Origin of the sequence: Paenibacillus sp. V4I3 (genome assembly GCF_030817215.1) — a bacterium.
In the GTDB taxonomy this organism is placed as follows: Bacteria; Bacillota; Bacilli; order Paenibacillales; family NBRC-103111; genus Paenibacillus_E.
The window spans coordinates 6,372,955-6,395,391 of sequence record NZ_JAUSZA010000001.1 but is presented as its reverse complement, the minus strand read 5'-3'; the positions used below and the strand labels follow the sequence as shown (position 1 = coordinate 6,395,391).

Here is a 22,437-nt window from a genome sequence, read left to right as displayed (position 1 = left end):
AAATTGATACCCAAGGCGATGATGGTCTTCACTATGTTTTGATCGCTTATATCATTAGACAGGTCTTTAATAAATGTTCAATCTATTTTAATGCGGTCGATAGGGAAGTTCTTCAAATACGCCAACGAACTAAACCCCGTACCAATCGTCAATCGAAATGCTTACTCCAATGCCTTCAGTTTGGAAAGCAGCATCGTTGCACGGTCAAGATTCATACTGATGCTTTCCGTAACTTCAATTTCCAAGAAATGGGGATCCATACCTGTTTCATTCAAAATCTTGGAAATCAATTCAATTAAGTCCAGTTCATACATCTGCCTCGAGGATAAATTGACGGACATTTTAAATGTTTGTTCAAAATGGTTATGATCCATCCATAAACGCCATTGTTGCAGGCCTCATGCAAGACCCATTTCCCGATTGGAACAATGAGTCCAACTTCTTCGGCATTTGAATAAATTGCAATGGAGAGATGATTCCCTTCTCGGGATGATTCCACCGGATTAATGCTTCTACACGCTACATCGTCGCACTTAGTGGTCGACCAACATCTCGAATTTTTTGAAAAATAGTTCTTGAACTGCACACTACACTGTCGTACAGTTTATACTGCCGACTTCTCGTTCGTGAAATGTAAGAGATTGCTTCTTAAATGACGTATTATTCTAAAAGGAAAGAAGGGGCTGACAACGAAGATGAACTCTTTTTTGCTGTTTTACGTAGTCATATACATGGGAAACGCTGTTTATGGCACATTTATGCCGGTTTACCTGCATAGCGCAAAATTTTCTCAGGAGCAAATCGGGATGCTTCTCAGCCTTGGGCCCTTGGTTGCAATGTTTGGCCAACCGGTTTGGGGGGCGTTGGGTGACCGAGCCAAGACGAAGAATAGCGTACTTCGCTTTCTATTGATTGGTAGCGGTGTTTCCATTTTGTTCTTCCCGTTCTCACATCATTTCATTTACCTGCTTGTGTTAATATGTGTGTTTACGTTTTTTCAGACGTCTATATTTGCAATCAGCGATGCGATTACGTTGGAGGAGTTGGAACGGCGTCCCACATGGAGTTTTGGTTGGATTCGCCTAGGAGGTACAGTGGGTTTCGCTATCATGTCTCTTGCTTTCGGCATCGCAGCCAAGTCGCACATTGGCTCGATGTTCCCGGTCTACGCCGGAACCATGGCCGCCGCATTGCTGTTCCTCTGGCGTTTTCCGCCAGCTGCCGGCCGCCAGACTAACGTTTCTGGTAAACGTTTCCGTGAGCTCTTCCGAAACGGTAAGCTAATGTTTTATTTGGGTATCAACTTTGTTGTTCAAATCACCTTGGGTTACTATTACGCATTCTTCCCAATCTACTTCAAGGAGATGGGTGGAGACAGTATGCTGCTAGGCTGGTCGATGGTGATTTCTTCACTTAGTGAGCTGCCGTTTCTTCTGTTTTCCGGCTGGATTTTCAAACGCGTCCCTATTTCAGTAATTCTGATTGTGGCCGCGCTCGCATCCTCAATCCGGTGGTTCTTGTTTACCTTAATTGGGAATCCACTTTGGGTATTACCGGTGCAGCTGCTGCACGGACTTATTTTCATCGTGCTTTCTGTTACGCTTGCCACGTTTATCAACCGTGAAGTGCCTTCAGAATGGAAGGCAAGTGGTCAAACACTCAACGGCTTGCTCAGCCTTGGAGCCGCCCGTATTATCGGCAGCTTTTTGGGTGGAATTATGAGCTCGGCTTACGGGATGAGACAAGTTTTTTTATATAGTTCATGGGTATCCATGACGTGTGTTATCGTGTTTGGACTTGTTATATGGATTCGTAGAAAACAGAATGTTCTTGGCTCATACTAAATGAAATGCGGGTAAATGGGAGTTTTTGCATATAAATCGGAAACGAACACAAACGAAAGAAACATGATATAATACACACAACTAATAAATCAATGCACCTTTCTACTTATAAGGGGTTTTTATCATGTTTGCGATTGAACGATTGAATAAAATTAAAGAGCTGCTCCTGGCGGAGAAGCGGGTCGATGTATACGAGCTCAGTGAGAAGTTTTCCGTTACGGAAGTGACGATTCGTAGAGACCTCGATAAGCTAGAACAAAAAGGATTTCTAGTTAAAACGTATGGCGGCGCCGTATTGAATGATAAATTGAATTCGCTTCCTTCTGCCTCAAGCGGGGATACCGAACAGAAATTCGTGGAAGAGAAGCGAATGATCGGTAAAATCGCAGCTCAAATGATTGAGGATGGAGAAGCCATATTCTTAAGCGCTGGCTCGACATGTCTGGAGATCGCAAGAAATATCAAAGCAAAGAAAATTACCGTTTTAACGAATGACTTGGCCATTGGTCTTGAATTGAAAGATGCGTCTGGTGTGAAGACAATTGTCATCGGAGGCGATTTGGTACCATTGTCAACAATGCTCGTTGGCGGGTTCGCTCTGCAAATGCTCAAAGGCATTTATGTGAATAAAGCTTTTCTAGGTGTAAAGGGTGCACAGTTGGACTCTGGGTATACGGTTAGTCACTATGATGAAGCGATGATTCTGCAGGAGGTTGCGAAAATTTCCAGCGAGATCATTATTGCTGCGGATTACTCCAAATTCAATGTCAAAGGCTTCGCCAGACTTGGCGATCTGACGATAGCTAAGAAAGTAATTACAAACACACAAATACCAAATGACTATAAAAAGTATTACTTTGAGCAAGCCGTCAAACTTTATACAACTTTTGATTTCCGGTAATCCCTGTTGTCTACACGCTGATTCTATAGAGAAGTAAAGGGGCATATAAGGTGGAAAATTTCTTGCAAATGAAGGGCATAACGAAGAGGTTTAATGACAATGTGGTGTTGAACCAAATCGATTTCAGCGCAGATGCGGGTCAGGTTCACGCCTTAATTGGTGAGAATGGAGCCGGTAAATCAACACTAATGAAAGTATTGGCGGGCTTGTTTCAGCCTGATGAAGGAAGCATATACATAGATGGAGAGCTTGTTTCGATCCCCAATCCGAAGGAAGCCCAGGAGCTGGGTATCGCGATGATCTACCAGGAGATTCGCTTATTTCAAGATCTCGACATTGCTGAAAACGTATTCATTCGCAGGGAACCGATTAAGAGATGGAATCGTTTAATTGATTGGGATAAGGCATATCGTGAAACACGTAAATACTTAGATGATTTTGGCTTGAACATAAATGCACGAACGCCTGTGAAATCATTAAGCTCGGGCCAACAGAAATTTGTTGAAATCATAAAGGCCCTATCCCATAATGCCAAAATTATTATCATGGATGAGCCTACGGCCGCGTTAACCGAGCAGGAAATAGAGACCTTATTTAAAGTCATTCGCGATCTGAAAAAGTTAGGTGTCGCTATCATTTACATCTCTCACCGTATAGAAGAAATTATTCAAATCGCTGATCAAGTAACGATAATTCGCGATGGTGAGTCTGTTCAGACATGCAGTGTCAATGAAATGGAGCTTAACGATCTTGTTAAAGTCATGGTTGGTAAAGAGCTGGCAGATCGATTTCCTAAGCTCAAGGTAAAGCTGGGTAAAGAAGTGCTACGCTTGGAAAATATGTCTTACTATGGCCGTATTCGCAATATCAATTTGGATGTGAAACGCGGGGAAATTATCGGATTAACGGGGCTAAGCGGATCCGGAAGACGGACACTTGCTAAAGTGCTGTTCGGAATTAATGGACCTTTCGAAGGCAGTATGGAACTGCAGGGTAAATCTTACACATCCATGACACCGCACACAGCAAAGAAGAACGGGCTCTGCTATATGACGGGAATTAACACAGAAGAAGGCTTATTAAGCAACGCACCAATTGGTCAAAATATTTCATTAACTAATCTTGAGAGAATATCAAGCTTCGGCTTCCTGAACACCGAAAAGGAACGCTGGTTTGCGCAAGATCTGATCGAAAGACTGGACATTGAATCGAGTGATGATGAAAACGTCAATAATTTGAGTGGCGGTAAACAGAAGAAAGTGATTTTCGCAAAATGGTTGTTTGCTAATGCGAAAGTCATGATCATAGAGGAACCTACCGCGGGCATTGATATTGGTTCCAAAATCGATATTTACAACATGATGAATGAACTTGTGCTTTCAGGAGCCTCTATCATTATGATTTCATCGGATTTATCGGAAATTATGGGGATGTCTGATCGTATTGCCGTGATGTATAACGGTGAAATACGTAACGTGTTCCAAAGAGAGGAGGCGACGCAGGAGAAAATTTTGTATTATGCTTCAGGAGGAAAATAGACTGTAGGTAAGCGTGAAAGCCAGTAAAGGAGCCTCATAGAATTTAAGCATTGTGCGGCTTTTTATATGAAACGATCACAAACGAACATAAAGATAAACAAAAGAAACGAAAAAGTATAGCCAACTGCTTATTCCTATGGTATATTCTATTCAGAGAAGAGAATATCCAAGCGAGTAGGGGATAACAATGAGTGAATTTGTTCTTGAATTGAGAGCGATTTCAAAAACATTTCCAGGAGTCAAAGCTCTCGATCTTGTGCATTTTCAACTGCGAGCCGGTGAAATTCATGCACTTATGGGAGAGAATGGCGCAGGGAAGTCAACTTTTATTAAAGTGATTACAGGTGTTCATCAACCGGATCAAGGTGACATTTATGTAAACGGTAACAAAGTGGTGTTTAATAATCCGAATGATGCCAAAAAAGTCGGTATTGCCGCCATTTATCAGCATGTGACCTGTTATCCAGACCTTAGTGTGACGGAAAACATTTTCATGGGTCATGAAAAGATACACAAACGAACAAAAAGAATCTTGTGGAATGAGATGCACATTGAGGCGAAAAAATTGCTCGATACTTTGGGAGCAAATTTCGAACCACGCACACAAATGGGGACCTTAAGTGTGGCGCAGCAGCAAATTGTAGAAATTGCGAAAGCGTTGTCAACAGAAGCTCGCATTATTATTATGGATGAACCGACAGCTGCACTTACGAAGCGGGAGAGCGAGGAGCTCTACCGCATTACCGAGCAGCTAAGAGACAGAGGCGTTGCGATTATTTTCATCTCGCATCGATTTGAAGACATGTACCGTTTAGCAAGTAAAGTTACGGTATTCCGAGATGCTAGATACATCGGAACCTGGGGCGTACACGATATTTCAACCGATAAGCTCATAGTCGCTATGGTTGGGCGGGAAATTACACAGCTCTACCCCAAAAAGGAAGCGAAGATTGGCGAAGAAGTATTTCGGGTGGAAGGGCTTGGACGAACAGGATATTTCAAAGATATTTCGCTCCAATTGCACAAAGGAGAAATCCTCGGGCTTACTGGATTGGTCGGAGCGGGACGTACGGAAGTGTGCCAAACCCTTTTTGGTATCGAACAGGCCGATCAAGGGAGCATTTATGTGAAAGGAACACAAACGAACATCCGTAATCCACAAGATGCGATGAAGCTGGGCATTGGTTATTTGCCGGAGGATAGGCAGAAGCAGGGATTAGTGCTGGATTGGGATATTGGGCGGAACATTACGCTATCCAATATTGAGCATTATGCCAATGGCGGTTGGTTAAGCGAAGCCAGAGAAACGGAAGTTTCCAAGTCATTAGCCGAAAAGGTTAGTGTTAAAGCTCAAAGTATTTATGACTTGGTCAGCTCCTTATCTGGAGGAAACCAGCAAAAGGTCGTATTCGCCAAGCTTCTGACGGCTGAACTCGAAGTTCTCATTCTGGATGAACCGACCAAAGGCGTCGACGTGGGAGCCAAGTTTGCGATCTATGAAATTATGAACGACCTCGCTGCACAAGGGTACGGTATCATTTTAATTTCGTCGGATATGCCTGAAGTCATTGGGATGAGCGATCGCATCATCGTTATGCGAGAAGGTAGAATAACGGGGCGTTTGGATCGAACACAGGTCACGCAGGAAGCCATTCTTGAAGCTTCGATGAGTGATCAGCTAGCATAAAAGTCTCGTGTCTGCTTCAGTAAACAAGGGGGAGGGAAATCAGGACATGAGCAACCAAGTTATAGAGAAAAGAACATTCAGTCCAGCTGGTGAAAGAAAAACGTTTGGCGCCAGCATCGCAAAGTTCCGTGAACTCGGCTTGCTGACTTTCATTATCGTTCTTTCCATCATTGTACAGTTGAACAATAACAGCTTTCTAACGCTGGAGAATATCAATGATTTAGTTACGAATACAGCCATTCTAAGTATATTAAGCGTCGGTATGATGCTGGTTATTATTACGAGGGGCATCGACCTTTCAATAGGGGCTACACTCGCTCTATCTGGGATGATCTCATCCATGACGGTCAGCGCCTTCCCAGGCTTACATCCGCTCGTTGTTATGCTGCTGGGTACATCAGTTGGTCTGATCAGCGGCGTCATCATTGGTTTCCTTATTTCGAGAACCGGCGTACTGCCCATCATCGCCACACTCGGGATGATGAACGTAATCCGGGGGCTTACTTTTACCGTTAGCGGTGGGAAATGGGTGAGTGCCCACCAAATGCCGGATAGCTTCAAAGCGATTGCAACAGGTTCTATTTTCGGCATCAACACACTTATCTTTATCGCTATTATCATTTACATCGTTTTTTACTACTTCATCAATCATACGCGAACAGGCCGTCAAATTTATGCCGTTGGAAGCAATCCGGAATCTGCCAAAATTAGCGGTATCAACAACGATAAAATTTTATGGATGGTTTATGCCATTATGGGAAGCTTAGCAGGACTTGCTGGCGTGTTATGGGTATCCAAGTTTGCATCCGCTCAAGGCGATACAGCTTCGGGTTACGAGTTAAGCGTTATTGCTGCATGTGTACTGGGAGGCGTTAGCATTGCAGGCGGTTCGGGCAAAATTTCGGGTATTATCTTAGGATCAATTTTACTTGGGATTTTGAACAACGCGCTTCCGCTTATTAATGTATCTCCTTTCTGGCAGATGGCCATTCAAGGAACGATTATTTTAATAGCTGTGCTTGTGAATGCCTTGGTGAAGAGGGGCGTGGATCGCAACCACCTCATGAGGAGGAAGATTTAAGCCTATGGAACTTAGAACGATTCAAGCTAAAAGAGATTTTAATTACAAAACGTTTTTCTTTCAATGGGAATGGCTGTTAGTCATTATTTTCATAGGGGTCAACATTCTGAATGCCAGCTTGTCCCCCTATTATATGAATGTCGATAGTTTAAGAGATGCAACAATGGGCTTTCTCGATAAAGCTTTTATCGTACTTCCCATGGTCCTGGTCATGATTCTTGGTGAGATTGATATCTCAGTCGCCTCCACAGTTGCCTTATCATCTGTCATTATGGCGGATCTGTACAGTCAAGGTGTACCAATGGGACTTTCCATGCTCATCTGTCTGGTAGTTGGAACTGTATGCGGGCTTGTAAACGGACTTCTTATCGTCAAGTTTAAAGAGCTATCGTCGGTCATTATTACACTTGCGACCATGATTATTTATCGCGGAATCGCTTATATGCTCTTAGAAGATCAAGCGAAAGGGCAATTCCCGGACTGGTTCAGCTTCTTTGGATGGGAATATGTGAAGGGTATTCCTTTTATTCTGATTGTTTTCTTCGTCTTCGCGGTCGTCTTCGCCTTACTCTTACATAAGACAACGTTCGGCCGAAGAGTATATGCGATGGGGAATAATATAACCGCTTCGCGTTTTTCAGGGATTCAAGTTGATAAGATCAAGGTCATCGTTTTTGCTCTAACAGGACTGATGGCTGCAGTAACCGCGATCTTCTTAACCTCACGTATGGGGAGTACACGGCCCAATGTAGCAACAGGTTACGAGTTGGATGTGATTGCCATGGTTGTCCTTGGCGGCATCTCTACCGCAGGAGGCAAGGGCAGAATGATTGGCGCCATCATCGCTGTTTTCCTAGTTGGTATGCTTAGTTACGGATTAGGTCTCGTCAATGTGCCAGCCCAAGTCTTGCTCATTATTGTGGGCTTGCTGCTTATTTTCGCGGTTATTATACCGAAATTGAAATGGAACAAGAAGAAACTTCGCAAAACTTCGTGATGGTCATACACCAGTTGAGGTAGTCGAAGACGGAAGACACATATAAGGTGATGCCGCTAAAAGTATTGTAGATTTCATAACCTTCGATGCTTGTAGCGGCATCATCTACCCACAACTATAGAATACCCGGGTATAGTATGTTGGGGCGTGGATTCCTATTTAACGCTGATGCTGAAATATGTATATGAGAAAAAAGGGAGGATTCAAATCTTATGAAAAAAGTACTTGCAACATGCCTCACCGCGGTGCTCTCGTTATCTCTTTTAGCCGCTTGCGCATCAACGACTTCGGCTCCTAAACAGACAGATGCGGCCAAACAAGCTGACAGCTCAGCAGGCGGCAAGAAAAAATATGCCATCATTTTCAAAAACACAGGAAATCCATACGGCGAAAAACAGATGGAAGGCTTCAAAAATGCGATTACCGAGCTTGGCGGTGAGCCGATTCTAAAAGCGCCCGATCAACCAACGGCTGAAGCGCAAATCAAAATGATTGAGGAACTTATCTCGCAGAAAGTGGCTTCTATTGCCATTGTCGGCAATGATCCAGATGCGCTCCAGCCTGCTTTGAAAAAAGCAATGACCGCTGGGATTAAAGTTCTTTCCCTTGATTCCGCTGTTAACTCGAAAAGCCGGTTGGTGCACATCAACCAAGCTGACCCTGAACGTATTGGCCGCGTAGAAGTGCAAGCTATTTCCGAAATGATTGGTGGTAAAGGCGAGATCGCGATTCTGAGTGCTACTTCCCAAGCTACCAACCAAAATTTATGGATTGAGTGGATGAAGAAGGAACTTGAGGACCCGAAATACAAAGAGATTAAACTTGTTAAAGTGGCCTATGGTGACGATCTTCGCGATAAAAGCGTATCCGAGACAGAGGCTTTGCTGAAATCATTCCCGAACTTGAAAGGAATTATTTCACCTACAACGGTTGGAATTGCTGCAGCGGGTAAAGTGCTTACAGACAAAGGTCTGAAAGATAAAGTACAGCTGACAGGTCTTGGTCTTCCAAGTGAGATGGCTCAGTACATTGAAGGCGGCGTTAGTAAATGGATGTACCTCTGGAATCCGATTGATGTTGGATATTTAGCTGGCTATACCGCTGACGCGTTAGTGAAAGGTACGTTAACAGGTAAAGAGGGCGAGAAATTCAAAGCTGGTAGACTCGGCGAGAAACAAATCGTGAAAGATGGCGATGGTACCCAAATCATGCTTGGAGATCCGTTCAAATTTGAAGCTTCCAACATTGCGGAGTGGAAAAAGGTGTACTAAGGGCTTAAAAAATCAAAATCCCAAAATTCCCTCAAAGGGGGACTTTGGGATTTTTCTAATTCAAAAAGTCATTGACAAGGCAAAGAATTCAGCCATATAATAAAAGAAAACGGTTACGTAAACGTTTTCCTGAGAGAAGAGGGTCGAATGTTATGCGATCGGGTATTAAGCAGGTAGCCGAGCAAGCGGGTGTTTCGATAGCATCAGTGTCACATGTTATTAATAACACCCGCTATGTGTCGGATGAAGTTAAGCGTAAAGTTTACGAAGCGATGGAAGAACTTGATTACCACCCAAATTCGGCAGCAAGGAGCTTGCGTAGTCAGAAGTCGAATACAATTGGCCTCATCGTACCAGTTCTCCCATCGGATACCTCTAATTTCTTCTTTATGATGGTAGCACAAGGTATTCAGTATACATTGAAGCAGCATGGTTATCATTTGCTGCTGAGCAACAATACAACGGAACAAATTGAAGATGAGAAAGAACAGATTAAATTGTTTAATTCCAAATTAATTGACGGGTTATTTATTGCTTCAATCGCTGAAGACGTCAGTTATTTAAACGACATCGTGCGTTCTCATTATCCTGTTGTGTTCATCGATCGCAAACCGACGGGTTATAACGGGGATTGTGTGTTGGCCGACGGAATTGGAGGCGCTTATGAAGCAGTAAAAACGCTCATCCTGAAAGGTCATCGTCGAATTGGGCTGTTAACCGGAGAACTCGGTATTACAACGAGCAATGAGCGCTATGATGGGTACAAAAAAGCATTAGCAGATCACGAAATTCCATTTGATTCGTCCATTGTGAGGATGGCGGAATCTAACTTTGAAAGCGGATACGAGAGCGTTAAGTCGCTGCTTGGCGGGCAGAAGATTACAGCGCTGTTTATTGCCAATAACGTATTAACAATGGGCGCTATGAAATACATACAAGAACGACGGATTCAAATTCCAGCCGAGTTGGCTATTATTGGTTTTGACGATTATGATTGGACACAAATTACGTGTCCGCCTTTGTCGGTCATCCGGCAGCCTTCTTACGAGATTGGCGTGAAAGCAGCAGAGATTATGTTAGAACGGATCGAGAAGCCAAGTACAATAAGCGAAGAATACAGACTGCCAACCTCGTTAATTCTGCGAGATTCCTGTTAAAAAGCTGTTCCAGCTTTTTTTTGAACATCAGAAAAACGTTTACGTAAACGATTTCTCGAAAAAGAAAGGGGCTGCATCACAACGAATGAACAAGTTCAAGGAGCCACTTAAACAGATCAGAACCAACTATGAGTTATATCTTCTGATTTTGCCCACCGTGATCTATTTTATCATTTTTAAATATTGGCCTATGTATGGGGTTCAAATCGCATTTAAGGATTTTATCGCTTCCAAAGGTTTCTGGGGTAGTCCTTGGGTAGGTATGGAGCATTTTCAGCGGTTCTTCGATTCTTTCAACTTTTGGACCGTCATTCAGAATACGTTAGGACTTAGTGTTTTCTCTTTAGTGGTTTCATTTCCTGTGCCTATTCTCATCGCACTAATGCTTAATCAGCTGCTCCATGAAAGGTACAAACGCTTTATCCAAACGGTCATTTATGCTCCGTATTTCATCTCAACAGTCGTCCTCGTTGGTATGTTGTATGTGTTCTTATCGCCGGGCAGTGGACTAATCAATCACATCGTTCAACTTTTTGGAGGCGAGCCGATCTACTTTTTATCGAAGGCAGAATGGTTCAAAAGCCTCTATGTGTTCTCCGGTGTATGGCAAGAAACCGGCTTCGCCTCCGTTATCTATTTAGCGGCGCTAGCCGGTATCGATCCGCATCTTCACGAGGCGGCGGTTGTAGATGGAGCTACGAAATGGCATCGGGTCTGGCATATCGATATTCCTGGCATTCAGCCGACGATTTTCATTTTGTTCATATTGGCTATTGGGAATCTCATGAATGTTGGCTTTGAAAAAGCTTTTCTCATGCAAAATGACCTGAATGCCAGTTCGTCTGAGATTATCGCTACGTACGTGTACAAAATCGGCTTGCAGCGAGCGGAATACAGCTTCTCTGCAGCAGTGGGTTTATTCAATTCCTTGATCAATTTCGTTCTACTGCTATCCGTTAATCGCATCGTCAAAAAAATAAATGGCAGCGGCCTATTTTAAAAGAGAGGAGGCATTCGTCCAATGATTACAGCTAAGAGTACCGCTGATAAATGGTTCGACGCTTTAAACATGCTTGTGTTGAGTGGCTTTGCATTGTTGATTCTATATCCGCTTTATTTCGTCGTTATTGCTTCCATCAGCGAGCCAGATCAAATCTATGCCGGCAATGTGTGGCTATGGCCCAAAGGAGTTACACTCGAAGGTTATAGAAGAATTTTATCAGATCCTCAGATCTGGTCTGGTTATGGAAATTCGATCCTGTATGCAGTCGCAAGTGCCCTAATCAGTGTTTCCTTAACGATCGGAGCGGCCTATCCGCTTTCCCGTAAGGATTTTTATGGACGCAATACGTTCATGCTGTTCTTTGTATTTACGATGTTTTTCTCCGGAGGCTTAATTCCAACTTACTTATTGGTCAAAAATCTGGGTATGGTGAATACGATTTGGTCAGTTATCCTGCCATCAGCCGTCGATGCTTTTGGGATTATTATTGCCCGGACGTTCTTCCAATCAACAATACCCGAGGAGCTTCGGGAAGCGGCTTTCATGGATGGCTGCAGAAATACGCGCTTTCTATGGAGTGTTGTAATTCCATTATCCAAACCCATTATTGCGGTGCTTGTGCTGTTTGCGGTGGTTCGCCAGTGGAACGGATTCTTCGATGCGTTAATTTATTTGGAAAATGAAAAGCTGTATCCGCTGCAGCTGGTCCTCCGTAATATTTTGATTCAGAGCCAGCCTATTGGCGACATGGTATCGGATATTGACTCTCTTTTAGCTAAACAAAGGGTCTCTGAGTTGATCAAATATGGGGTCATCCTCATTGCGGCGGCACCACTTCTCCTTTTATATCCATTTTTACAGCGGTATTTCGTTAAAGGTGTTCTGATTGGATCTGTAAAAGGTTAGAAAACGGAAGGTAAATATGAAAGGTGGTGGTAGGGGTCTTTCGGTGATATCAAGAAGTGCATCCATGGATCAGACATGAGCGTAATGGGTTACATACAAAGAGGAGGGTATCGACGACAAATGAAAAAAAGACTAACGACATTAACGATGGTAACGATGAGCTTAAGTTTGGTATTGGCAGCATGCAGTGACAAAGCACCGGCAGCGAAAGATGCCGCATCTGCATCCCCGCAAAGCAGTGAGAAAGCAGCCTCCAAAAGCTTCAACGAAAGCGGTTACCCGATTGTAAAGGATAAAGTTACGCTGAAAATGGTATCGCCCAAAGCACCGCTTGCGCCAAATTACGGTGAGATGGAAATATTCAAACGTCTAGAAGAACAGACAAACGTACATGTAGATTGGGATAATGTCCCAGAAGCGAATTATAACGATAAGAAGAACATACTGCTAGCTAGCTCCAACTTACCGGATGTCTTCTATGGTGCTCGCTTCACGGATAACGATTTGGTGAAATACAGCAAAGACGGTACGATCATCCCTCTGAATGACCTCATCGATAAGTATATGCCTAACGTGAAGAAGCTGTTTGAAAAAAGACCGGAGCTGAAAGCGTTCGTTACCGCCCCTGACGGGAAAATTTATTCGCTTCCTGTGGCGGAAGAGCTGGGTAAAGGGCAAGCCGGCATCGGTTCGAATCCAGATTTTCTCTTCTTGAACAAAGCTTGGCTGGATAAGTTGAGTTTGAAGGTGCCTACGACCATTGAAGAGCTGCATAATGTGCTTACCGCTTTTAAAACGAAAGACCCTAATGGGAACGGCAAGGCCGATGAAGTGCCGATGTCCTTCATGAATACTTTCTGGACCGGCGATATCGGTTATTTGTTCGGAGCTTTCGGCGTCCCAGACAAAACGTATCAGCCTGGCGATAACTCGTTTATCGAACACTTGAATGTGAAAGATGGCAAGGTGAATTATGCGGCAATCGATCCGAAATACAAAGATGCGGTCGTCTATTTCCACAAATGGGTCGAAGAGGGTCTCATTGATAAAGATTCATTCACTTACAATAACAATCCGGCACCCTACTTTGCAAAAGGAAAAACGAAGGATATAACGCTAGGTTCCTACCTCTGGTGGGAAGAGACGGAAATTGTTGGACCGGATCGCGCCAAGGATTATGCACTTGTACCTCCTTTCAAGGACATGGTCGTGAAATACAACAATGGCTCTCCTTGGAGTCGTGGGGGTCCTGTCGTTACGAAAGTGAACAAAAATCCAGAAATCACAGCCAGATGGTTAGATTTGCAATATGAGCCAAAGATGGCCGCTCAGCTTCATTGGGGACCGATTGGCGTCGTATTCGATGAAAAAGACGGCAAACTGGTGCAGAAACCGCTTGATGCAGGCGTAGCAGCAGGCGAATTCCGTCAAAAAGTAGCACCGAACATGACCGGCGTCATCTTGGCGGAAGATTTTCAAAATCTCGTCGCTGCCGAGCCTCGCGCATTGGAAAGAATGAATCGGATCAAGGATACTTTTGTAACGCAAATGGAAAAAGAAAATTACCCGAGTATTTTCTTTACGCCGGAAGAGTTAGATAAAATTAGTAAAGTTAAACCCGATATTGCCAAGCTAACCAATGAAAAACGCTCCAAATGGTTGATGGAAGGCGGCGTTGAGAAGGAATGGGATACGTATTTAACCACACTAAAGAAAATGGGATTAGATGACTTATTGAAAATCTATCAGGATGCCTTGGACCGCTACAATAAAGCGGCCAAGTAATGGGAAAGCAGGAGGTATCGAGCATGGAACCTATTGCCTATTGGTCCTTCGATGAGGGGCAGGGGCGCATAGCGCATGACCCGTATTCGGGTAATGGGGATTCAATTCAATATGCCCTTACGAAAGGTCGGTTTCAGCCGCCGCAAGATCCGGTTTGGCGTAAAGGGATTCGTGGGTGTGCGCTGTTATTTGATGGTTATTCAACATGGCTGCAGCGCCCAGCAGACCAATGCCCTAGCTTGTCGGGAGCATTAACGATTACCGCTTGGATAGCTCCTCGCAGCTATGACTTCGGAGATGAACGGCGACTCGCCGCCATCGTCAATCAACATGACAGAGAACGCTGCGAGGGTTATATATTCGGATTATCTCGCCATGGGTCTTGGTCGCTCCAGCTTGCGCTTGGCGAAGATTGGGTTGAAGTTGGGTGCTATGATCATCCACTCCCTAAGGGAGTGTGGTCATTCGTCTGCGCTACTTACGAATCGGTAACTGGACTGCTGAAGTTATATCTAAACGGGTGTGAGGTAGCGGTTAAGCAGCATTCGAAGAAGGATACTTTGATTACTACCAGTCAAGAAGATTTGATAATCGGGCGCAATAACAAGGGGGTTATTTTAGCAGAAGCCTTCACGATGAATATGTTCGACGGTTTGATGGATGAACTTTGTCTATATGATCTCGCGATGTCTGAGGATGACATCGCGAGAGCTTACCGGGATTATTTAAGCGAACACGGCGGAGCTGCACCCGCTATTCCTTACGAAGATCTGGCCATATCTAGAGCTAACTTTGCTCAGGATCGGCATCGTCCGGTGTATCATTTAACTTCGCCGGGGCACTGGATGAACGAACCGCATGCGCCGATTTATTTCAATGGACAGTATCATTTGTTCTACCAATTCAACCCAAACGGCCCATTTTGGCATTACATTCATTGGGGACATTGGGTGAGTGAAGATTTAGTTCATTGGCGAGATCTTCCAGCGGCTTTGGCGCCGGAGCCCGGCCTTGATCCGGATGGAATCTGGTCAGGAAGCGCAGCTTATGATGAACACGGTTATCCGGCATTATTTTATACAGCAGGGAATAACGCATGTTCTCCAAATCAATCGGTGGGTCTGGCTCGAACGACTTATCTGCGGGACGGAGACATAGATTTGAAGACTTGGGTGAAGCATCCAGAGCCAATCGTGGTTCAGGAGCCTGGCGTTGGATACTTTGGTGAATTCCGTGATCCCTATGTATGGAAAGAAAATGAAGAATGGATCATGCTTGTCGGCACGGGGATTGAGGGCCAAGGCGGAACCGCGATGGTCTATCGCTCTGCGAACATGACCGACTGGACGTGCGAAGGCCCGCTGTATGTAAGTAATTATCAGAAATATCCCTACCTTGGCGTTGTATGGGAGCTGCCAGTACTGCTGCCGTTAAAGCGTAATGGTGAGGAAACAGGCAAACATATTTTGCTGATTAGCCCATGGGGGCCTGAGGCTAAAGTAGAAGTGAATTATTGGATCGGGAGATGGGAAGGTGCGCGTTACCGTTTCATTCCCGATCATGAAGAGCCGAGACTCATCGATGTAGGTGATTTCCATTTCACAGGTCCGAGCGGCATGGTTGATCCCATAACAGGAAGATCGCTACTATTTACGATTGCACAAGGTGAGCGTACACCTGAAATCGATTACGATTGCGGGTGGTCGCACGGCGCTGGCATACCGATCAGCTTGACTCTAAGGAAGGATGGGCTGCTCGGGATCGAACCCATTGAGGAAATACGTCAACTCCGGGGTATGGAGCTTCTGAACGTACGGGATCTTAGTTTAGATGAAGCGAATGAGAACTTGCAGCACATACGGAGTGATACGTTTGAGGTAGAACTAACATTTGGTTCAGAAGCAGAGCACCAATATGGAATCTCGTTAAGACGAACACCAGACGGAGAAGAGGAGACCGTCCTCTTTTATGATCAGGATCGAGAGCGGCTTGGCGTGAATCGAAATAAAACAACGTTAGATACGCGTGAACGAACGACTGGCATTCAAGAGGGGCTGCTTGAGCTTCAAGGGGAACCGCTGCAATTGCGGGTGTTCGTAGATCGTTCATTGATCGAGGTCTACGCCAACGGGCTAAAAAGCTTAACGACACGCGCCTACCCATCTAGACTGGACGCGCTAGGGTTACTTTTGCACGGGGATCGAGACATTCGAATCACGTCCATGCAAATGTGGGAGATGAAACCGGCATTTCAGGTGTCGGTATAGAGAAAAGTGATGAATAATATCGGGAGGTAGAGAGAGCGATGTATGATATCGTTGCATTAGGTGAAGTGTTAATCGACTTCACACCAGCTGGAAACTCAGAGCTAGGTTATGCTTTATTTGAACGCAATCCTGGGGGTGCGCCAGCCAATGTGCTGGCTGCCTTAGCCAAGTGGGGCAAGCGGACTGGCTTCATCAGCAAAGTCGGATCGGACATTCACGGACATTATCTAGTGGATACGTTAAGGCGGTGCGGAATTGATACGCAGGGCGTAGTCATGAGCAAAGAGGCAAATACGACGCTGGCGTTTGTTCAATTGGATGCGAGTGGTGACCGCTCCTTTAGCTTTTATCGTAAACCTGGAGCCGACACCTTGCTGACGGAAAATGAGGTGCTCTTGGATATGATCGCACAGTCGAAGTTATTTCACTTTGGCTCGTTGTCCATGACGAATGAGCCATCGGCCTCCGCGACAAGGAAAGCCCTCCTGTTCGCCAAAGAAAATGGCTGCACGATATCGTTTGATCCCAATTTGCGAGTTATGCTTTGGGACGATTTGGAACATGCCAAACGTATGATGGAATATGGCTTGACGCATGCTGACATCGTGAAAATATCCGAAGAAGAACTCATATTCCTAACGGGTGTTACGGATCTTGAAGAGGGGTCACGCATGCTGCATGAAGCCTTTGGCCCTTCTGTCATTTTAATTACGCTGGCCGAAAAAGGTGCTTTTTACCGTTTCGGTCAAGTAACGGGAAGCGTTAGTGGTTATGCAGTAGATGCCATAGACGCTACAGGTGCGGGGGATGCGTTCTTCGGAGGTTTCCTTAACAGTTGGTTAGACTCTAACCAAGCCATTCACGTGCTAAGCGAAGCGGAAATTCGAAGGATGATCAGCTTCGCCAATGCAGCAGGTGCCTTAGCAACAACCCGAAGAGGAGCCATACCGGCGATGCCGAGCCTAGAAGAGATACGAAAGGTGACGAAGCATCATGATAACAGCTAATAATCAAACAAAATTCCGGCCGCAGCTTCATTTCACACCGAAAGATCAGTGGATGAATGATCCGAATGGGATGGTATTTTATGAGGGGGAGTATCATCTTTTCTATCAATACCACCCCGAAAGTACGGTTTGGGGACCTATGCATTGGGGTCACGCTGTCAGTCAGGATCTGATTCACTGGGAGCATCTTCCCATAGCGCTTGCGCCTGATGAACACGGTGCTATTTTTTCAGGCAGCGTAGTAGTAGATAAACACAATACGAGTGGCTTTTTTGGTGGCAAGTCAGGTCTAGTCGCTATTTTCACACATCATGATACGAAGCCGGGGACAGATTTAACTAGGCAAAGACAAAGTCTTGCTTACAGCGCAGATCGTGGGCGAACCTGGACAAAATACGCAAACAACCCCGTGCTTATAGAAGAAGCACTGCCTGATTTTCGTGATCCCAAAGTATTTTGGTTCAATCCTCAGCAAAGCTGGGTGATGGTCATTGCTGCGGGCGACGCCATTCGATTTTACAAATCACCGAATTTGAAAGATTGGACCTATTCTGGTGAATTTGGGTATGGACAAGGCTCCCATGACGGCGTTTGGGAATGTCCAGATTTATTCGAACTGCCTGTAGATGGCGATACCATCAACAGGAGATGGGTGCTTATTGTTAGTATTGGAGAAGATGCCAACTTTGTGGAAGGATCACGCACGCAGTATTTCATTGGTTCTTTCAATGGGGATACTTTTGTTCCAGAGGAATCTCCGGCTCCACTTCTTTGGCTGGATCACGGGAGAGATAATTACGCGGGCGTCACATGGTCAGACGTGCCTGAACAGCAGGGAAGACGCCTGTTTATCGGGTGGATGAACAATTGGAAATATGCCAATGTGATTCCAACCTCCAATTGGAGAGGAGCGATGACGCTTCCTAGAGAGCTAACACTTACAGCGGAAATGGAGGGAGTCCGGCTCCTTCAGAAGCCTATTCATGAGCTACAGACTCAAAGGCGGAGTGAACAGAATTGGGCAGCTTTTGAGCTTAACAATTCTGAATTAACGGTAACGCATGGCGATTTACTGGAAATCATCGCTGAATTTGAGTTTGACAAAGATTTAGAATTAGGTTTGAAGCTAAGAGCCTCCGAAACCGAGGAAACAATCGTTGGTTATAGCACTCGTGAGCAACTGCTTTTTATTGATCGCAGTCGTTCTGGAGCTATCGATTTTCATAGTGATTTTGCTTGCAAGCATAGCGCTTTATTGAAAGCGGAGACTGGAAACGTTAAGCTGCATATTTTCGTGGACCGATCGTCCATCGAAGTTTTTGCGAATGACGGGAAACTCGTCATGACGGATCAGATTTTCCCATTATCCTCGCCAACAGGGATAAAACTGTATGCGAAAGATGGGAGCGTTAAGGTTAAATCCCTAACGATTCATACTCTTCATTCTATATTTGATTAAGGCTTGCTCTACGGCAACTCCTTTTTCCTAGAAGACCCGATTAGCTTGTTTTATAAGCTAATTGGGTCTTATTCACGCTCGGTCAGCAGGAATGGGCTTGGGCACGTGGAAGAATTACAGTAGGATTCGTATTAGACTGCTTGCATCGGAATTGCTTGGAGCGACGACCTGCTGAATTGGCACTGGCCGAAATCATGAAGGGAGGAAACGTATGTTTTTTACGATTGAAAAGTTGGAAAAGCGTCTCCAAGAATTGGACCCATTTCGATATCGAGATAAGCTGGAGCTGAAGGGACTTCGAATAAAGGAAGAGATGAATACGCAAATCGGTCTTTATCCGGAAGAGGGCGGTGAGTGGAAACCAATACATTGCGGTGAAAGCTGGCAGGGGTACGATCAATACTTTTGGCTGGCAGCCGATGTTCAAATTCCGGAGCAGTGGAAAGACAACAAGGTATTGGGACATTTTCACATGGGGGTAAGCGGAAGTGGGGGGAGTGGCGGTTTCGAGGCACTATTGTTCGTACATGGCTCTCCCTATCAGGGATTAGATAACAATCATCGAGAAGTATTTCTAGATTCAAAACTTGCCGGTACTTCAGTCGCTTTACGCTTTCGTATGTGGACTGGATTAAACGGATATAACCCTTCCACTTCCCCGATCGCATATACCATTCAACGCTTGGAGCTCTGTTGGCTTGATGAACCGACGGACGACCTTTATTTTACGGCCAAAGCGGTGCTGCAAACTGTAAAAATACTGGATGAAAATCGGACCGAATATCAGACGCTTCTTAAAATGGTTGATCGCGCATTTTTATGTATCGACTGGTCGAGGCCGGGGTCGGACTCCTTTTATCAATCGGTCAAAGAAGCCGCACATTTGTTACGTGAACAGCTGCAAAAGGAGCCTAAAACCCACGCTGTCGTCGTTCAATGTATAGGTCATACGCATATCGACGTTGCTTGGTTGTGGAGGCTGCAGCATACTCGGGAGAAGGCGGCGCGTTCCTTCTCCACCGTACTCCGATTAATGGAGCAATATCCGGACTATGTGTTTCTTCAGACCCAGCCGCAGTTGTATGAATACTTGAAGGAGGATTATCCAGAGCTCTATGAGCAAATTCGCCATCGAGTGGCAGAGGGACAGTGGGAGGCCGGGGGTGCGATGTGGCTCGAAGCGGACTGCAACCTCTCGTCAGGCGAATCCCTGGTCAGGCATATTTTATACGGAACGCGGTTTCTCCAAAAGGAATTTGGGGTCAACTGCACATATCTATGGCTCCCCGACGTGTTTGGCTACAGCTGGTCGCTGCCGCAGATTTTAAGGAAAAGCGGGATCAGCACGTTTATGACGACCAAAATCAGCTGGAATCAATATAATCGAATGCCGAATGATACGTTTTTGTGGCGCGGCATTGACGGCTCCGAAATCATCACACATTTCATTACAACTCCGGATCCGGGTCGAGCGGAAAACGGGGCGTTTTTTTACACGTATAACGGGGGCATTACAGCTGAGTCAATTCAAGGTATTTGGAATGGATACCGGGATAAAGGGATTAACCAAAAGCTGCTGCTTGCTTACGGATATGGAGATGGCGGAGGCGGCGTTAATCGAGAGATGCTGGAAATGCGCAGAAGATTGTCCGAGATACCGGGACTTCCTCAAGTTACGACGGGCAGGGCGGATCACTATTTCGCCGAGCTGGAGGAAACCATCCGTGATACGGATCAATACGTACATACCTGGGATGGAGAGCTGTATTTAGAGCTGCACCGGGGTACTTTCACGAGTCAGGCATACAATAAACGAATGAACCGCAAGCTTGAGCTTCTATACCGGGATGCCGAATTTATGCAGGTTCTGGGCGGATTGCTTAACGACTCCTTCGTGCCTTCTACGGACTTAGCTCATGGCTGGAAAATCATACTGCGAAACCAATTTCACGATATTATTCCCGGCTCCTCGATTAAGGAAGTTTATGAGGACAGTAAAGTGGAATACAACGAGGCTCTAGAGCTTGCGAATCAGAGCAACAACGAAGCAGGCATTTCCATTTTACAGCAAAACGAACAAACCTGGACGGTATTTAACAGCGCTTCGTGGAGCCGGAACGATCTCGTTTTGATTCCTTTTACGCAAACACCAGGTCAGGGGAGATGGCTTCGGGATACAGGAGAAGTTTGCCCGTCTCAGCGTACGGAGGAAGGTTGGCTTGTGCATTTGAAAAACTTGCCGCCTATGGGCTTTGCCACGATTACGAAGGAAATGACTGAAGAATCCAAAAGTATGGAAGGATTAGTTCCCTTTCAAAGCTTAGAGCAGGGAATTGAAACTCCTTTTTACATCCTAAATTGGAATGAGCAAGGTCATCTTACCCGAATATTCGATAAGCAAGCCGCTAGAGAAGTGCTGAAGTCAAAAGAACTCGGCAACGTGTTCGAGGTATTCGAGGATAAACCGAAAAGTCGGCATGAGGCTTGGGATATCGATCTGTATTACTTGGAAAAAAGAAGGATTGTTGATACGTGTACGCAGATACGAATGGTTGAGATGGGTCCGCTGCGCGCTGTTGTTCAATTCTCATGGAGCTACATGGATTCCGAGCTGACGCAGAAGATGGTTCTTTACTCAGACAGTCGGCGGATCGACTTTAACACAGTAGTGAATTGGCATGAGCAGCGCCAGCTGTTAAAGGTAGCTTTTCCAGTAAATATAAGGGCAACCGAGGCAACCTATGATATTCAGTTCGGGAATGTAAAACGACCTACGCATTGGAACACAAGCTGGGATTACGCGAGATTTGAAACGCTAGGGCACCAATGGGCCGATCTATCTGAAAGGGGATACGGCGTCAGTTTAATGAACGACTGTAAGTACGGCTATGACATTAAAGATCACAAAATGAGACTGACACTGATTAAGTCGGCAATGGTGCCTGATCCTACGCAAGACCAAGGGGAGCACATTTTTAGCTATGCGCTATTCCCACATAAGGGTGACTGGTTTGCTGGTGATACCGTGCAAGAGGCGTGGCATTTGAATAATCCCTTATTGGTGATGCGAGGCCAACCGGAAAGGAAGGCATTCTCTCTTTTCAGTGTCAATGCTCCTAATGTATGTATTGATGCCGTCAAGCCTGCAGAGGAGGGCGAGGGATTTATCGTTCGTCTGCATGAGTATGCCGGAGCGAGGGGGCCATTGGAGGTTTCAAGCGGTCTTGCTATCATGCTGTGGCAGGAGACTGATTTGCTTGAAAATCCACTTTCAGGAGAAGGGAAGAACGGCCAGGGCACCATTCATTGCGAGATAGAGCCTTATGAAATTAAAACATTTCGAATTCGTGGATGGGAATGATGCTTAGAGGAACGGCTTTTCCGGTCACGGAGAAGCCGTTTTTTCGTTTTTTTGTTTAAATTAGTGGTTGGGCACAGAACGATTGGATTACAAAAATGTTATCTCGATGTAAGATAAATCGATCGATCATGACGACTGGTAGTTACTCGAATGCTCGACGAACACTGGCCCTG

Annotated in this window: 16 protein-coding genes; 15 read left to right on the top strand and 1 reads right to left on the bottom strand. The window is 45.2% G+C overall.

Annotated features, from left to right (window positions below):
- Positions 1-161: 161 nt before the first annotated feature.
- The gene (locus tag QFZ77_RS29640; protein WP_307445125.1) at positions 162-374 is read right to left on the bottom strand and encodes a hypothetical protein; all 213 of its coding nucleotides are present in this window, start codon (positions 372-374) and stop codon (positions 162-164) included.
- 321 nt (positions 375-695) lie between these two features.
- On the opposite strand from QFZ77_RS29640, the gene QFZ77_RS29635 reads away from it, so the two are divergent.
- From QFZ77_RS29635 to QFZ77_RS29565, 15 genes are all read left to right on the top strand, one after another.
- Positions 696-1,844, top strand: coding sequence for an MFS transporter (locus QFZ77_RS29635; protein WP_307445121.1), 1,149 nt, complete (start codon positions 696-698; stop codon positions 1,842-1,844).
- 124 nt (positions 1,845-1,968) lie between these two features.
- The gene (locus QFZ77_RS29630) at positions 1,969-2,745 is read left to right on the top strand and encodes a DeoR/GlpR family DNA-binding transcription regulator (RefSeq protein ID WP_307445119.1); all 777 of its coding nucleotides are present in this window, start codon (positions 1,969-1,971) and stop codon (positions 2,743-2,745) included.
- Between the two features lie 50 nt (positions 2,746-2,795).
- The gene (locus QFZ77_RS29625; RefSeq protein ID WP_307445116.1) at positions 2,796-4,283 is read left to right on the top strand and encodes a sugar ABC transporter ATP-binding protein; all 1,488 of its coding nucleotides are present in this window, start codon (positions 2,796-2,798) and stop codon (positions 4,281-4,283) included.
- Positions 4,284-4,470: 187 nt separating this feature from the next.
- Entirely contained in the window at positions 4,471-5,970 is a 1,500-nt protein-coding gene (locus QFZ77_RS29620; RefSeq protein WP_307445113.1) for a sugar ABC transporter ATP-binding protein, read from the top strand.
- 46 nt (positions 5,971-6,016) lie between these two features.
- On the top strand, positions 6,017-7,051 hold the full coding sequence (locus tag QFZ77_RS29615) for an ABC transporter permease (RefSeq protein WP_307445110.1): 1,035 nt from the start codon (positions 6,017-6,019) through the stop codon (positions 7,049-7,051).
- Positions 7,052-7,055: 4 nt separating this feature from the next.
- Positions 7,056-8,048 (top strand): ABC transporter permease, encoded by a 993-nt coding sequence (locus tag QFZ77_RS29610; protein ID WP_307445108.1) that lies wholly within the window; start codon positions 7,056-7,058, stop codon positions 8,046-8,048.
- Positions 8,049-8,260: 212 nt separating this feature from the next.
- On the top strand, positions 8,261-9,319 hold the full coding sequence (rhaS, locus tag QFZ77_RS29605) for a rhamnose ABC transporter substrate-binding protein (protein ID WP_047677829.1): 1,059 nt from the start codon (positions 8,261-8,263) through the stop codon (positions 9,317-9,319).
- A 152-nt stretch (positions 9,320-9,471) separates the two neighbouring features.
- Positions 9,472-10,476 (top strand): LacI family DNA-binding transcriptional regulator, encoded by a 1,005-nt coding sequence (locus QFZ77_RS29600; protein WP_307445102.1) that lies wholly within the window; start codon positions 9,472-9,474, stop codon positions 10,474-10,476.
- Between the two features lie 85 nt (positions 10,477-10,561).
- On the top strand, positions 10,562-11,476 hold the full coding sequence (locus QFZ77_RS29595) for an ABC transporter permease (protein ID WP_307445100.1): 915 nt from the start codon (positions 10,562-10,564) through the stop codon (positions 11,474-11,476).
- A gap of 12 nt (positions 11,477-11,488) precedes the next feature.
- Positions 11,489-12,385 (top strand): carbohydrate ABC transporter permease, encoded by an 897-nt coding sequence (locus QFZ77_RS29590; RefSeq protein ID WP_307449950.1) that lies wholly within the window; start codon positions 11,489-11,491, stop codon positions 12,383-12,385.
- Between the two features lie 120 nt (positions 12,386-12,505).
- Positions 12,506-14,170: a type 2 periplasmic-binding domain-containing protein gene (locus QFZ77_RS29585; protein ID WP_307445097.1), complete on the top strand. Its 1,665-nt coding sequence runs from the start codon at positions 12,506-12,508 to the stop codon at positions 14,168-14,170.
- A 23-nt stretch (positions 14,171-14,193) separates the two neighbouring features.
- Positions 14,194-16,437, top strand: a complete 2,244-nt coding sequence (locus QFZ77_RS29580) for a GH32 C-terminal domain-containing protein (RefSeq protein ID WP_307445094.1) — start codon at positions 14,194-14,196, stop codon at positions 16,435-16,437.
- A 38-nt stretch (positions 16,438-16,475) separates the two neighbouring features.
- Positions 16,476-17,444, top strand: coding sequence for a carbohydrate kinase family protein (locus QFZ77_RS29575; protein ID WP_307445092.1), 969 nt, complete (start codon positions 16,476-16,478; stop codon positions 17,442-17,444).
- Positions 17,431-18,903: a glycoside hydrolase family 32 protein gene (locus tag QFZ77_RS29570; RefSeq protein ID WP_307445089.1), complete on the top strand. Its 1,473-nt coding sequence runs from the start codon at positions 17,431-17,433 to the stop codon at positions 18,901-18,903. Before QFZ77_RS29575 ends, QFZ77_RS29570 begins: the two co-directional genes overlap by 14 nt.
- A gap of 211 nt (positions 18,904-19,114) precedes the next feature.
- Positions 19,115-22,264: an alpha-mannosidase gene (locus QFZ77_RS29565; RefSeq protein ID WP_307445086.1), complete on the top strand. Its 3,150-nt coding sequence runs from the start codon at positions 19,115-19,117 to the stop codon at positions 22,262-22,264.
- Positions 22,265-22,437: the final 173 nt, after the last annotated feature.

Excerpts from the sequence above, each read along its gene's own strand:
- QFZ77_RS29640 (WP_307445125.1), bottom strand. The coding sequence starts at position 374 with ATGGATCATAACCATTTTGAACAAACATTTAAAATGTCCGTCAATTTA.
- QFZ77_RS29635 (WP_307445121.1), top strand. The coding sequence starts at position 696 with ATGAACTCTTTTTTGCTGTTTTACGTAGTCATATACATGGGAAACGCT.
- QFZ77_RS29630 (WP_307445119.1), top strand. The coding sequence starts at position 1,969 with ATGTTTGCGATTGAACGATTGAATAAAATTAAAGAGCTGCTCCTGGCG.
- QFZ77_RS29620 (WP_307445113.1), top strand. The coding sequence starts at position 4,471 with ATGAGTGAATTTGTTCTTGAATTGAGAGCGATTTCAAAAACATTTCCA.
- QFZ77_RS29615 (WP_307445110.1), top strand. The coding sequence starts at position 6,017 with ATGAGCAACCAAGTTATAGAGAAAAGAACATTCAGTCCAGCTGGTGAA.
- QFZ77_RS29610 (WP_307445108.1), top strand. The coding sequence starts at position 7,056 with ATGGAACTTAGAACGATTCAAGCTAAAAGAGATTTTAATTACAAAACG.
- rhaS (WP_047677829.1), top strand. The coding sequence starts at position 8,261 with ATGAAAAAAGTACTTGCAACATGCCTCACCGCGGTGCTCTCGTTATCT.
- QFZ77_RS29600 (WP_307445102.1), top strand. The coding sequence starts at position 9,472 with ATGCGATCGGGTATTAAGCAGGTAGCCGAGCAAGCGGGTGTTTCGATA.
- QFZ77_RS29595 (WP_307445100.1), top strand. The coding sequence starts at position 10,562 with ATGAACAAGTTCAAGGAGCCACTTAAACAGATCAGAACCAACTATGAG.
- QFZ77_RS29585 (WP_307445097.1), top strand. The coding sequence starts at position 12,506 with ATGAAAAAAAGACTAACGACATTAACGATGGTAACGATGAGCTTAAGT.
- QFZ77_RS29580 (WP_307445094.1), top strand. The coding sequence starts at position 14,194 with ATGGAACCTATTGCCTATTGGTCCTTCGATGAGGGGCAGGGGCGCATA.
- QFZ77_RS29575 (WP_307445092.1), top strand. The coding sequence starts at position 16,476 with ATGTATGATATCGTTGCATTAGGTGAAGTGTTAATCGACTTCACACCA.
- QFZ77_RS29570 (WP_307445089.1), top strand. The coding sequence starts at position 17,431 with ATGATAACAGCTAATAATCAAACAAAATTCCGGCCGCAGCTTCATTTC.
- QFZ77_RS29565 (WP_307445086.1), top strand. The coding sequence starts at position 19,115 with ATGTTTTTTACGATTGAAAAGTTGGAAAAGCGTCTCCAAGAATTGGAC.